Raw genomic sequence first — 13,682 nt, 5'->3', positions numbered from 1 at the left:
ACCTTTACTTCTTGGGGATCGATTGTGACGTTGCTTCCCTAATAGAAGTTACGGGGACCGCTGACACCGCTTTAGATGATGTCTTGGGAGATCCTTTGGACTGCATGGCGGCAACTACATCGTCCGTTAAATCGACCGTTGTATCAAATGCAAAGACAACACTGTCGTTCTTGGACAATACCACTCGACACCCCTTCTTGGCTGCCAATTCCATCACTATCGGCTTTGCTTCGGCGCGGAAACGATTGATGACCTCTTGCTGGAAGATAGTCAAATTGGATTGAGCTTGAGTTCGTGTAGTAGCAAGAATTGTATTGGCTTGGTTTTGGAGCTGCACCAATTGCTCGCCTTCTTCTTCGCTGACTTCTCCGAACTCGCTCTTCTTTTGGTTGAGTTGCTCGATAAGCGATTTTTGAGTCGCAATCACTTGTTCGTTTAGACTGAGCTGACGCTCTTCAATCAATTTGAGTATCTGCTTGTCTTTACCGACCTTCTGCGCGACCGCATCGAGATCGACCACAGCGACCGGTCCGTTGCTTGAATCGGTGAATCGTTCGCAACCGACACACGCGATGCTTGCTAGGGTAACGAGTACTAGGGGAAACTGTTTCATCTTTCATCCTCCTTGTTTAGGTTGGTCACTCTGGCCATTCACGGCGAAGTATCCATTTCCGACACGTTTTGAAATTTCAACTTGGACGGCTCTAGAACTTGAAGCCAAGACCGCCGGCTGCGTTTTGGTTTGTACCTCGATCTCCGAGATCGATGTTGTAGCTTAGATACCAATCAATGTTTTCCCGGAACTGCGAATTGATGCCGCCGCCCAAGCCAACAATGTTTCGGTTTGGCTTAACGCCAGCCACCGCAAAGTTTGAGCCATTGATCGAGAGGTTTGTTTCGTTCGAATCCGCAATCGTCTCTAGGCTATATCGCGTGAACAAGTATGGAATCGCGACTAACCCTGACTGTCGAACGATTCGGTGTTGATATCCAAGGCCTACGTAGGGTCGGAGCGAGTCAACCTTGGCTTTGTCAAAAACCATATCGAATCCAGGTGTGCCATGCTCTGAATAGGCATCTTGGGCTAAGTGCACCCATTGAACACCGAGATAAGGCAGAAGCGATCCGACTTCATCCTTTAGATTCACCGTAAGCTGGAAGTTCAGCGACGTTTCAGTCTGAGATTGGTTGCCCAATGCCGTCCCTATTCCAAGGAGGTTACGGTTGCTGTCAATGTCGTGATAGGCATAGCCGCCAATGCTTGACAAGGTTAGAAAATCGAAGGAGTGAGCACCGTAAAAATTGAGTCGAGCAGAGTTCATCTCAGCGTTGGCCCGAGCGGCGTTTCGCATACTCAGATCGGTAACCGTGTATCCACCAGCAAAACCAAGTCGCGTGCTTTCACCGAAGACTTTATCGATTCCAACGATGCCACCACCAGTGTTAGCCGAATAACCTGACAGCGAACCTACCGAGTTTGTATCGTTAAAGAATCCAACACCTTTGAACCATACATTGCGTTGAGCTCGATCCAAGTTCTCTCCCGCGATCGTCCCCAATCCACCAAACTGATAGCTGTTGAGTTGATTCATGACCGTGGTCAAGTAATCTTGGCCAGTACTGAGAAGCGAGGTTGAGATCGAACTAGCAAGCGTGGCATCTGCCAACGAAGTGAGAACGACGTTAGCAGTGGTAGGCGTATAATAGGTAGAAACTAGAAAATTGCTCGGCGCATTGACCTGAGTTACCGATGAAAAGCGTCCCGACACTCCACCTGTTGCGTTCAGGGCTTGATACATGCGAGTGGTGTAAGTCGCTGTCGGGTCGAATTGGTTTTCCAATGTCGCCCCCGATATCGTGGCCACGCCAGTGACATTGGTCAAGTCGCTTGTTGTACCGTTGAGTTCATTTTCAAAGGTGCTGCCGGTGGCATTAAGATTCCCCGTGATATTTAGCGTGCCAATCGAGTTACCAGGGGCAATTCGACCGCCTCGTTGAGTGCTTACGTTCCCGACAATGGTACCGCCACCACCCAGAGTGCCGCTGTTTCCTACATTGACGTCACTCTGCACACGCCCCGTTCCTTGGTTTCCGACACGGAGAGTCCCGCCAATGACATTCGTACCGCCAGTGTACACACTGTTGCCTGTCATGGTGACCGTTCCGGATCCATCCTTAGTCAGTGTTCCGTTCCCTGAAACACTGCCTGAGTATGTACCGGCTGTATTCTGACTGAAGACCACCCCGGAACCATTGGTAATTTGAATGTTTCCAACTTGGCTTTGAGTCGAAGTGATCATCAGTCCCGAGTTCACCAAAGCATTGCCATTGTTAACCCCAACCCAAGTCAAATTGCCGACACCCACTTTGTTCAGCGTTCCAGAACCAGTAATGGTGCCGGTCAAATTGACATTGTTTCCGTTCGTATCGATCACGGCTGCCCCACTGTTGACCCTGATGCCGTTGGCAATCTGCTGTTCGGCACTTCCTGATCGCAGCGTCGTGCCGTTGTTCATATTGATCGAACCGTTCCCGGCGACATTACCTTTGACCACCACCGTTCCGGCGTTGAGATTGATGTTACCGGTATTGGTGATCGAATTGGTTCCACTGGATAGTGTTGCAGTCCCGCCAGCGAAATTGATCGTTCCAGAGTTAGCAATCGCGCCAGTATCGATGATGCTCGCGTCGGTTCCGACATTAACGGTGCCCGAGTTATTGAAGTGCGATGAACCGGTGTTCAAAGTCGCGTTATTTCCTAGCGATACAGCACCTTGATTGGTAAGTCCAGCGATCGTCTGCGTTGTGCTGTTGCCTGTGCTCAATGTACCGACAGCACCTACGGTCACGCTGCCTGTCCCTAGCTGCTGATTGGTTGCAGCGATCAAGGTCCCGCCCGAAACGGTGGTTCCACCGGCGTAGGTATTGGCAGACGAATTGTTCAGCGTCATTGTTCCCGTGCCTTGCTTCACCAGGCCACCAGAACCGCTAATCGCGCCTCTAGAAGTGGTGCTGGCGTTGTTGCCACCCGTCGTCAATGTCGCATTGAGCGTTGTCTGGGTCCCTTCCGAAGTCCGCAATGATCCAACCGTCTCGGCGGTGGAGACTGTCAATTCCCCTGTGTAGAGTTCAACACGAGTCGCGTTGGCAATGGCGTTCCCACCTTGTAACGTCAATTGCCCATCGTCGATTATGGCTGCACCGGTGAACGTATTGTTTCCAGAGAGTGTTAAGTTGCCGCTCCCAATTTTGACGAAATCGCCGCCGCCGCCGATAGAACCCGAGACGGTTGCGTTCTTTCCGACTGTATCAAATGTCGCCCAATCACCTGCGAGCGTCATGCTGTTGGTGATGGTTTGATTGTTATTGCCAGTCCGGAACGTGGTGTTGTTTTCCAAGTTGATATTCCCGGTGCCGCTTACATTCCCGGTTGTCAAGAGCACCCCTTTAGTCACATTGATTTGACCGTCATTGACGATCGTGTTGGTTCCGCTGTATAGCTCCGAGACGTCGTTGGAGGCTGTCGTCCCCAAACCAAAATTCATCGTGCCCGATGCGTTGTTGGTGATAGTCCCATCGGATACGACGTTACCCAAACGCCCCACATTGATCTCGGCGCTATTGTTCGTTGCCGTGCTCGAATAGAGCACCGATTCTTCGCCAAGCGTAATCGATCCAGCATCATTACTTATCGTTACGGCCTCAAGGTCGTATCCGTTTTTTACATCAACCTTACCTGTGTTGGTAAACGTCGTGACTCCAGTCAGATTCCCCGCGTTGAGGTTGAGATGTCCACCGTTGGTAAAGGTATTGTCGGCTACCAGATTGCCTTCGACATTGAAGATGCCGTTGGTCAATGTCGATGCTGCGGGAGGAGTGTCGAGCGTCGACTTGTATCCTTGGTCTCCCATCGATGTCGCGACAGACGCATTGAAGCCAGGTAGATTGTCGATCTCGTCAGCAATTTCGCTGTAGTCGACGTTTCCGTTTACCTTAACAACGATATTGCCGGTAGCAGCATCAACTGAAGCCACCGACGAATCAACTGGAATCGTGTTATCGTTGATGATCGTGACTTGCTTATTTTGCAAAGCCGAGCCGGTTGCATCGGCTAAAACACGAATCAGTGCCGTTCCACTATCGCGACCACCAGAAAGGGCGTTAGTGATACCGTTGCTGGTTACGTTACCCGTGGACGTTCCGCCCGATGCTGTAAAGCCGCTACCATTGTTGATGGCCGTTCGAATATCCGCAACAGTTGTCGAAGTCTCTCCGGCTACATAGACAGTAATGACATTGGTGTCAGAGTTATAGCTACTCGTACCCACATCAGTTGGATCGGCATCGAACTCGATCACGATGGTCTTGGCACCATTGCCCTCAGCGCCGACCGCCGTCCCTCCAGTCACTGCGAGACTAAAGGTCTGCAGTGTCGCGCCAGCTCCGAAGGTAACCGTCCCCGCTGCGTTTGCCTGCGTGTGAGTCAGGGTTACATCGGAAAACGAATGCTGAGCATTGTTCACGATGGCTCCTGATATTTGCCCTTGAGCATTCACATAAGCCGAGTTAGTCACACCGCCATGGATCACACTGTTTGCATCGAGAGAGTTGACCGTACCGAAATTTTGAGTAATGCCACCGTTGATCGTACCGTTGTTGGTAACCAATGCACCCGCATGAGCATTGTTGACACCTCCGTTAACCGTCGCGTTTGCGTTGTTGGTGATAGTTCCGCTGTTGCTAATTGCACTGCCCGAGGTCAGCGTCCCAGAGTTCGCGATCGTGGAACCGTATTGGTTGGTAACCGCCGCGGCACCGAGGGTGCGAGTTGCGTCGATTTGAATTCCTACGGCATCCGTCGACTCGTTGGCGAGTGTTGTGATGCCAGTGAAATTTCCATCCTTGACGTGAACTTTGGATGTCCCCTTGTTGGTCAACGTGTTGTCGCCAACCAAATCACCGGCCACCGTGATAAGACCAGAGGTAGATGTGCCACCCGAGGTCTTGTCTTCGTTGACGATTGCACCATTGACTTGATGGCGAAGGTTTGCTTCTCCTTGATTGGTCAAGCCACCGTTCATGACGCTGGTCGCCGTGTCGCTATTGAGCCTCCCCAAGTTGGTAACACCTCCATGGATGGTGCCGGTGTTATTCGCCTCGCCAGAGTTGTTAACCAGACCTCCATGGATCACGCTCGTGGTCGTATCGTTGTTTACAGTACCACCGCCGTTGGTTACTCCACCGTTGATCGTTCCCGTATTGTTGATGATGGCTGATTCGCTGTCATTGGTAATGCCGCCGCTGATAACACTTGTCGACAACTGATTGTTGATGGTGCCTTTATTAGAGATTTTGCTACCCGAAGCGAGCGTTCCAGAGTTATTCACGATGCCTCGTGGGTCGCTTGCCCCAGCACCTGCATCAACGGTTACGCCAGCAACGGTCTGCGTGGTTCCCGTATCAATCTGCAATGTTCCGGCGGCACCGTTTCCATCGAGTCCGACGTTGACTTCACCGGTACCGAGTTGTTCATTCGTCTCAGCTACGAGAGTGCCATTTTCGATGCTGACACCTCCCGAGAAGGTGTTGGCATTGGAGCTGTCTAAGGTCATCGTTCCCGTGCCTGTCTTGGTCAGCTTTCCAGCTCCGATGATCTTGCCCGAATAGGTGGTGTCGTCGTTGTTGCCACCCGTCGTCAAGTCGTCAACCAAGTTGGTTTCGCTACCTGCCTCGCCAGCCAAAGAACCAATCGTTTCGGCATCCTGTACCTTCAGCTTGCCTGCCGCTCCGATGGCGACCGCAGACGAATTGCCCACCCCGCCTCCACCCTCAAGCGTCAATTGCCCGGCTTCAATGCTCGTTGCACCGGAGAACGTATTCGTTCCGTCAAGCGTCAGATTGCCTAAGCCGACTTTGGTTAACCCACCAGTGCCCGTGATATTTCCGGAGACCGTTGCATTGAATCCGTTCGTGTTAAAGGTGGACTCGCCTCCCAAAGTCATCGCATTCTCAATGGTTTGATCAGCGCTTCCTGTCTTGAAAATTGCCTCGTCAGCAATAGCGACCGTTCCAGCGCCCGTCATGTTGCCTGTGACCAGTACGGTGCCAGCGTTGAGGTTGATCGTCCCTGCGTTGGCGATCACGCCTGTTCCGCTGGAGAGGTAAGCAGTCCCCGTCGTTCCGTTGAAGGAAATCGTACCAGTGGCCTTGTTGTTAAGATTTTCATCGGCCGTCGTGCTAGTCGAGCGAACTGTACCGCCAGCCCCAACGGTGATCGTAGCGTTGTTCTCTAACTTGGTACCGGTCAGGATGGCGTTGTTTCCAACCGTGATGGTGCCACCTGTATTGTTTTTGATATCCGCAGCCGAGACGGTTCGATCGTTGGCGATGGTGATCGTCGAAGTATTCTTAAGCTCGCCGGTTCCGGTCAGATTGCCGCCGGTAACTGCAAGCGTCCCATTGTTATCGTAGTTCCCTGTTTGCGCGAGATTGCCCGTTACAGTAAAGGTCTTTGAGGCGTTGTTCGTGACGTTCCCTTCAACGGTCCCACGAGCGTTGATCGTACCATTGTTGGTGACGTTTCCCTTCAGAATGCTGGTAGCTGTGCTGCTCTCGATCGTGCCATTGTTCACAATGGCGGTACGTCCTTCTAGGCGACCTCCGCTGGCGATGGTTGCACCGCTAGCGTTGGTTATCGTGTCAGCGATTAGGTAGCGATTGTTGGCGATGACGACGCCATTGCTTGCGGTTGAGTTATTGGTGAAATTGGCCGGAACGTAACCCGAGGTCATCGGGTCCCCATCCCCGATGAGTTCCATTCCACCGCCGAGAATGTTGACCACGCCGGCAGTCCCGGACGTCGTGAAGTGACCGTCCACTTGGACGATCCCGCCGAGAGCGTTGATTTGGAAAGTACCCGTATTGGTAACGTCACCAGCGATACCGAGATCGGAACGAACCAAATTTACCGTGCCAGCATTGGTGATAACAAGAGTATGTGAAGTCCACTGCGCTGCACCTGAGGGACCGTTGAAGTTCAGCACACCAGTGCTCAGATTGTTGTAGGCTCCCGTTGCAGCATGCTCGACAGCATTGGTCTGCAGATTCTTGGTCACCGAGTTATTCGTGTCTTGGGCGTACAAGCAGGTAGTGGACGTCAGACTTCCTGCTATCCCTAGGCTAGCAAATAGTGCTTGTCGGAACAATGCTCGCAATTGACGTCTCAACGAATTGCGAGAGCGAGTGAATTTAGGTAACCGCGAAGCTTGAGACATCATTTGCATCCTTGCATCTAATTGGGGCGGCTTGCATTAGCATGCTCTAGCGATTCCTTCGCAGAACAGTGGCAGCACATTCAACCGATTGTCAACGGAATTTTGATGTGCAGAGAAGCCTTCAAGCTGAATATGTAAGATGCTCCGAGAAGATTACAGCCATGTTCGAGAAATGTACGCTCGTCGAGTTTCGTTTCAACAAATCTTGAAAATCCTGCCCCTTTTTCCAGATTAGTTAAAGAATCAAGCGTACCTCAATAACTCGATTGCGATGCCTGAGGGCCAATGCAAAACCCCGCGCGGTACAAAAACATCGCCACACGTTGGCTTGGCGTTTTGCAACATGGATTGGTGGTTGGCTGCGTCGCGCATCGCCACTTGTCACGGCCGTTTGAAACAATCTGAGTACGCCTAGTCGCCACTTGCCGAGGCGCATTCGGATGGGACGCGCAGCAAACGCTCATTGTTGGCAGTGTCCTCCAACGGTAGTGTAACGTGTACTTGTGAGCTACGCGGCGGCCCGGTACGACTTCAAATGGCCACCTAGTTCTTCAACGCAGATAATCTTCTGCTTCTTGAAGTCGATCGTCGCTGGTGGTGACTCTTCTCGCACCGGTGGTAAATGATCGCGGGCACTGTGACCCCGTCGATGGTTGTACCTGTTTTGAGTCACTTTCAAGATGCGGTCTAGATGTGCTTCGCTGACAATGCAAAAGCCATTGAGCACCTCGTGTTTAATCGTTTGAATTACTCGCTCGACGAACGCTTGTAGGTTTGGAGAGCGTGGACACGTTTTCTTAATCTTACAACCGGTCGATTCCATGATCTGGTCGAAAGATGCAATGTACTTCTTGTCATGATCTCGCTGCAGGATCATGCAAGGAAGATTCTCTTCTTCAAGGTACATGCAGAAGTTTCGCGCTTGCTGGGCTGTCCACTCGCCGCTCGGATGAGCAGTGCAGGGGGATAGCCAAATGCGACGGCTACCAATGTGAATGAACACGATAAAGTAAAGGTCGACCATACCTTTGATCGTCCATCTGCGTTTACATGCAAAATCGCACTGCCACATCGTCGCCGCATGTCGCTTGAGAAAATCCGACCAGGTATGGTCTATGTCTCCTATTGGCCAATCGTAACCGAACGAAAAAAATCGTTGAATCATGGTCGGGTCGACGGCGATACGAGGAGGCCTGATTGATCAAGAAGAGGTTCAAATTTCTAGGCCAGTCACTCATATTCTAAAGCGTATAGTATTAGGACTGTAGCGTTGAGTGGACCTTGTTCGGGACTTGCACGCTAGCTTTGGGGCAACACGGTCAAACAGCTGTGACTATGCGAATCGTTGCGCCGGAGGTGTTCGTGTTGGTCAATGCCATCAAGTTGGTAAGAGGCCTTGGAACTGCTGCGAGCTAAGTTGCTTGACGCAATTGAGAAGAGGCACTCGCTTCAACAGAACTACGAGCTGAGCGTAGGGCGGGGCTCAAGGCTCGTCCAAACGGATTTACAAGCGGGCCAGGAGACCCGCTCTACGGAATGCAGTTGGAATTTTGCGTGCACTATTGCCCAGGAATCCACAGTCCGCTTCCGCCGGAGGATTCCGACGCTGCAGACGACGAGGGGCTGCCCTGGTCTGGAGTCCACAATCCACTCGATTCTTCACTTCGCCGCTGTGCTTGCCCCATGGCCCGCTTGGCCAAGCCTTGCTGGACAGCATTGGGATCCATACGACCGCCGTTACGTTGCATTTGCTCAACTTGCATGTTCAGCATGTACACAAATTCGCGAACGGCGGGATCTTCCTGATTCTCGCTCACAACTTGGCGAAGCACATCGCTCGCCTCTTGCTGGCGGCCAAGACTGCTTAAGAATTGGAACCAAGCAATGCCGACTTGGCCAGCAGGTTTGCCGTTGGCCTTCAAGGCTGCATAGTAGTCTCGCAGATGCTCAAGCCGCTCGTCTGGCGTTCGCGTAAGGGACAATGCAAGTTGCCGTTTGAGCAAATCGACTTCAAGCTGCATGTCTTCCGGGAACTGGGCGGCTTGCAGAGATGTCAAGTAATCACTGAACACTTCGACGTGCTGACGCTGCATCGCAGACCGGATCAAACCCAGCAATTCGGTCGGTTGCAATTTGGACGAATCGACCCAGTAATAGTAAGCTGCACCTACATGATCAAAGCCATCAACCGCTTCATCGATCGAAGGTACCGCCAATCCAAGTTGTTCGTGAATTTTCCGGTAGCGTGCTAGCTCGATTCCAGTCTGGCTGCTGGCGAGAAAGTGCAACAAAATGCCAGTCGACTCGGCTTGGTAAGCTGGGTCTTTAGCCGCTTCGGCGAGCGTTTTTCCATTAAATGCTGGGAATTTGGAGCCCAAGAGCGCGTCGATACGCACCTGCTGGACGAAATCGCTGAGCTCTTCCTCCGGAATGTCCTTCCCTTCCATCGCTTCGCTCTTGATGGCTACCGAAGCGTTAGGAATTCCGATGTAGGTGACTGGAGTTGAATCGTCTCGCAGTGGGTTTTCAGCTTTGACCCCTAAGTCGTTCAGTATCTGCATGAACGCACTGTCTCGTTGCTCCAAGAGTCCTTCTGTATAAATCATCAACAGCCGAGCTGGTTTATCGGTCTGACGGCCGTACACTGCGACCAAGCCGATGGACAGGGCTGGCTTGAGGTCCGCGAACTTCTCGGTTTCCACCGGGATTCGGTAGTCGCAGACAATGCGCGGTGGAACTTCCTCGCCGGTTAGCTGCTGGACAAATGCCTTCGCCGATTCGTCGCGCAGCGTCATCAGCCGCTCGTGCGTACCCATCTGCGTTTCGACCGCTTCTTCGTCGTCGATTGCGTACTCGACAACGCGATTCTTCGCCGCAGTACCCGCTTTGGAAGCGTTCAATTCGGTGGCTAATGCAAAGAAATAAGCACGTTGGGCTATGTCGAGGCCTTGATCGCCCACCAGACGCATGCAGATTTCGGCCGCGCCGTTGGTGTCGATCAGATACAGCTTGCAATGTAAAAGTGCAATTAAAATCCCGCTCTGGTGGCCGAACTCTCGTTGAATGCCCTCCAGTTTGGTTTTTGCATGCGGGACATCGCCGTTGTACATCATGGCAATCGCTTCGCGATATCGCTCCGCGAACTCTGTGTCGTCGCAAGATGGGGGCGACGGGATGCTATCGCGGCTCAGCAGGCTCAGCGAATTACTCTGGATCAGGCGAGCCAACAACGATGCGGTGTATTGTTCGATGCCTTCGAAGCGGTCCGAAGCGAGTTCGATATGCAAATAGGCTGGCAGAGCATTCCCATATTCCGTCAAGAACTGGATCATATTGGAAAGTACGGTCAGCAGCAGCGAATTGACCTCGACCGCCGGCGAGCAAATCGCTTGTAAATACAGCGTCGCTGCTTCTTCCAACGAGCCGCGCATCAAAGCCACCATCGCGCGATTCAGGCGAGCAAGCGGATTGTCTGGCTGCAGGCGGATGAACTTCGCCGACGCTTCTTCCAACGCTTCCCCTTCGCCCAAACGAAGCAATACGTCGCATTTAAGTGCTAAGAGCCAGGGTTCTGATGGGAGCGTCTTTAAATGGGAGTTGATCTGGTCGAGTGCGGCAACGAACTGTTCGCCTTGAACCATCCGCGTGATCTTGTCCATTTCGGCAAGATATTCGTTACACTTACAGAACTTGATTTTTTTGCCGGACCCACACGGACATAGATCGTAATTATTCAGAGACATTGGGTTTCACTTGCTAGGCTTGCGGATAAGCTCGGTTCAGACACAAACCGGGCATCTTATCAGGTCTAGCACTTCCTGGCGACCACAACCAGATCTGTTGCCCGCAGCTTTTAGCGAATCAGCTCTCCCTATACATTCAAAGGTTTGCAAGCATTGATTTCCCGTCGGCGTGCACCATAGTCGATGTCGCCGCTCAGTACGCTAATCTTGTCAAGTTCACTGTTTGATCAATTCAAGAATCGCCGCAATTTTACAAATCGCCAGGACAATTACATGAAAATTCATTCTCCCCTTTTCATCAAGCAGTCGGTATCTGCGAAAATCTGCGGGATGTTCCTTGCTGCCTTTGCGGGCATTAACATCGCTGGTTGCGACAGTACCACGCCCGAAAACGTCGACGACGTTGTCCAAACCGAAGTAGCCGATCCGTTGCTGGAAACTCGCAAGGCTGGCGTGGGCGTCGGCGTGCAAGGATCACGCATTCGCAGCGACGATTCCCTTGCCTCAAATTTGGTTACCGGCTCTGCAAAAGCATATTTCGATGCAAAAGAAAAAATCGTCTTCGAGATTCATATCCCACAGCTCATGAGTCACTTCGAAGCATTGGAAGGCCGTGCGCCTGAGTCACATGAAGAATTCATGGAAAAGATTATACGGCCAGCCCAAGTTGCACTTCCCAAACTTCCTGAAGGGATGCGATATCGGTACCGACCCGAGCTAAAAGAAATTTGGGTTGAATCCGAAAACGACCCAATTGTGGAAGGAACGCCCGCAGAATAGATGCGCTTTGTTAAATACAAAAAACCGCGACAGCTGCTGCTCGTGCATAGGCTGCCGCGGTAATTTTGCTACCGAGCGTTTGGCTTGTTCCACTAGCCTGTCTCCGGCGTCGCAAGGCTGGCTGCGGGATGCCAGCCTTGACTTAGCCAGAAACTAATTTTTACCTGATCAATTCTGTGTTGGTTTGATTGAGTCAGGGAACCGCGTCTCATGTGATGATCATGCGATTCCCTGCGCCCAATTCAGACTAGTACGACAGAACGATGTCATTACCAAAGACTGCCAACGAGCTACGTTGGTTGCCATTAGCATCTTGATCCAGAATTAGACCCGATCGCTCGCGGTCCCAAATGAACCGGACTTCTGGACGCCATGTCAAGTTAGCCGTAGGCTTGTAGTTGAAGCCCATGGTGTAGTTGTACGTGTCGGCGTTCTTCACACCAGCGCCACGGGTGGTGGCATTGGTAATGTTGAAGTATTCGAAACGTTGTCCGAACGCTAGGCAATCGCTCATCTGATAAATCAGATAGTTGATGTTGCCATAGGTGTTACGTCCACCGTTTGCGTTAGCTGGATTCTTGGTGTGCAAGTAATCCGTTTGAGTGATGTGGGTGAGGTTGTCTGTTAAGCTCGTTGTCAAAATCGAGCTGAAGATCTCGCCGCGCTCGGAAGCTCCTACGCGATCGTTGAAGCGACCCAAAGCGGTCGTGAAGATCAACGACTGGTAGTCGTTCAGAGTGCGTCCGAAGCCGCCGATGTAAGCATCGCCGTTATCTTCGTAGCCACTGTCCCAACCCATAACGTAACCGTTCCAAATATTGGTGTCGTCGTCCAACTGATAGTTGGTCAACACGCCAGTGTGTGTGAACGGCTCAGCGTTATAGAACGTGAACTGACGGCTGTAGAAGAAGTTGCCGGTAGCAGCAACAACTTCTTGGCCAATGATCGTGAAAAACTTACCAACCTTAGCGGATAGGTTGCCGTAAGCAACTTCACCGTAAACCTGAGGCATAGCGTGACCATATTGGCCGCCGTTATCCCAGCTGGTATCCCAGTGGCCGTTGTTGACACCGAATGCTTGAGTGTCAGGAGCATCGGTACCGTATAGGTAGTCGATGCGTCCACCAAGCCCTAGGCCACAACTGCCGTCAGCAACTTTTTCGGCATATAGCCATTGCTGCGATAGTTGTACTTTGTTCGCATATGTATCGAATTGTGCGGTGTTCGCAGTGTGGTAACCAACGGCAGTCCAACCGCCGATGTCCCAACCGCAAATGCCTTCGTCGCACAGTTTCCAAGGTTCGCCCAGGCAGCAATCGCCCAAGCCACCAAGGAGACCAAGACCCAAACCGGATCCGCAACCGCTGTCGCAAGAACCGTCTGAGCATCCGAATGCGTCACAGGAGCCAACGTCACATGACGCTGTTGCTGCTGGTGCACATCCGCACGATGAATCGCTAAACGAAACAGTTTGATACGGGTTAACTCGGCCTTGTTGGCCAAACGCCGAACCCGCAAAGCAAGCGCTTGCAATTACTGCACTTAGCGCCAATTTGCCAATCTTCATGTTCTGGAACTCCTATCCTGAACTAGCTTAAACGCTCGGGTAGTGGCAGGTCGGCCGATCGATTTCTTATCAAGCCGTGCCATGGATATTGCGTATTTGATAGACAGCAGTGATCTCACCAGCACCCAGCGACCTCTCTCAAAGACGCCGAAATGCCTAGATTGAATCCCCATCCATCCATGGACGCGTTTCACGATTAGATATCGGGGATTGGCACGCAAAAAAATCACGACACTTTCCCCGCTTCCGCTTGTTCTGGTAGGCAAAGCATGCCTGACTAGGCAAGCTTTGACGCGCAGGCAGTTTGTGCGGGCGTCC

At 52.0% G+C, this 13,682-nt stretch carries 6 protein-coding genes; 1 reads left to right on the top strand and 5 read right to left on the bottom strand.

The window, feature by feature from the left end; translation table 11 throughout:
* Nucleotides 1-4: 4 nt before the first annotated feature.
* The 4 genes from SH451x_RS23815 to SH451x_RS23800 form a co-directional block, all read right to left on the bottom strand.
* The gene (locus tag SH451x_RS23815) at nucleotides 5-613 is read right to left on the bottom strand and encodes an OmpH family outer membrane protein (protein ID WP_479359768.1); all 609 of its coding nucleotides are present in this window, start codon (nucleotides 611-613) and stop codon (nucleotides 5-7) included.
* 91 nt (nucleotides 614-704) lie between these two features.
* Complete coding sequence (locus tag SH451x_RS23810; protein ID WP_479359766.1) at nucleotides 705-7,115, bottom strand: autotransporter-associated beta strand repeat-containing protein; 6,411 nt, start codon at nucleotides 7,113-7,115, stop codon at nucleotides 705-707.
* Between the two features lie 667 nt (nucleotides 7,116-7,782).
* The gene (locus SH451x_RS23805) at nucleotides 7,783-8,439 is read right to left on the bottom strand and encodes an integrase core domain-containing protein (protein ID WP_479359765.1); all 657 of its coding nucleotides are present in this window, start codon (nucleotides 8,437-8,439) and stop codon (nucleotides 7,783-7,785) included.
* Nucleotides 8,440-8,833: 394 nt separating this feature from the next.
* On the bottom strand, nucleotides 8,834-10,933 hold the full coding sequence (locus SH451x_RS23800) for a hypothetical protein (protein WP_479359764.1): 2,100 nt from the start codon (nucleotides 10,931-10,933) through the stop codon (nucleotides 8,834-8,836).
* Nucleotides 10,934-11,290: 357 nt separating this feature from the next.
* On the opposite strand from SH451x_RS23800, the gene SH451x_RS23795 reads away from it, so the two are divergent.
* Nucleotides 11,291-11,797 carry a hypothetical protein gene (locus SH451x_RS23795; protein ID WP_479359762.1) on the top strand — a complete coding sequence of 169 codons (507 nt, stop codon included), beginning with the start codon at nucleotides 11,291-11,293 and terminating at the stop codon, nucleotides 11,795-11,797.
* Nucleotides 11,798-12,044: 247 nt separating this feature from the next.
* On the opposite strand, the gene SH451x_RS23790 is transcribed toward SH451x_RS23795, so the two are convergent.
* Nucleotides 12,045-13,145 carry an outer membrane beta-barrel protein gene (locus tag SH451x_RS23790; protein WP_479359761.1) on the bottom strand — a complete coding sequence of 367 codons (1,101 nt, stop codon included), beginning with the start codon at nucleotides 13,143-13,145 and terminating at the stop codon, nucleotides 12,045-12,047.
* Between the last annotated feature and the right edge of the window lie 537 nt (nucleotides 13,146-13,682).

The organism is Njordella aestuarii (assembly GCF_056494165.1).
The sequence above is the reverse complement of the archived record's forward strand: the minus strand, read 5'-3'. Positions and strand labels throughout refer to the sequence as shown.

Coding starts and splice junctions, on each gene's coding strand:
- SH451x_RS23815 (WP_479359768.1), bottom strand. CDS start 613: ATGAAACAGTTTCCCCTAGTACTCGTTACCCTAGCAAGCATCGCGTGT.
- SH451x_RS23805 (WP_479359765.1), bottom strand. CDS start 8,439: ATGATTCAACGATTTTTTTCGTTCGGTTACGATTGGCCAATAGGAGAC.
- SH451x_RS23800 (WP_479359764.1), bottom strand. CDS start 10,933: ATGGACAAGATCACGCGGATGGTTCAAGGCGAACAGTTCGTTGCCGCA.
- SH451x_RS23795 (WP_479359762.1), top strand. CDS start 11,291: ATGAAAATTCATTCTCCCCTTTTCATCAAGCAGTCGGTATCTGCGAAA.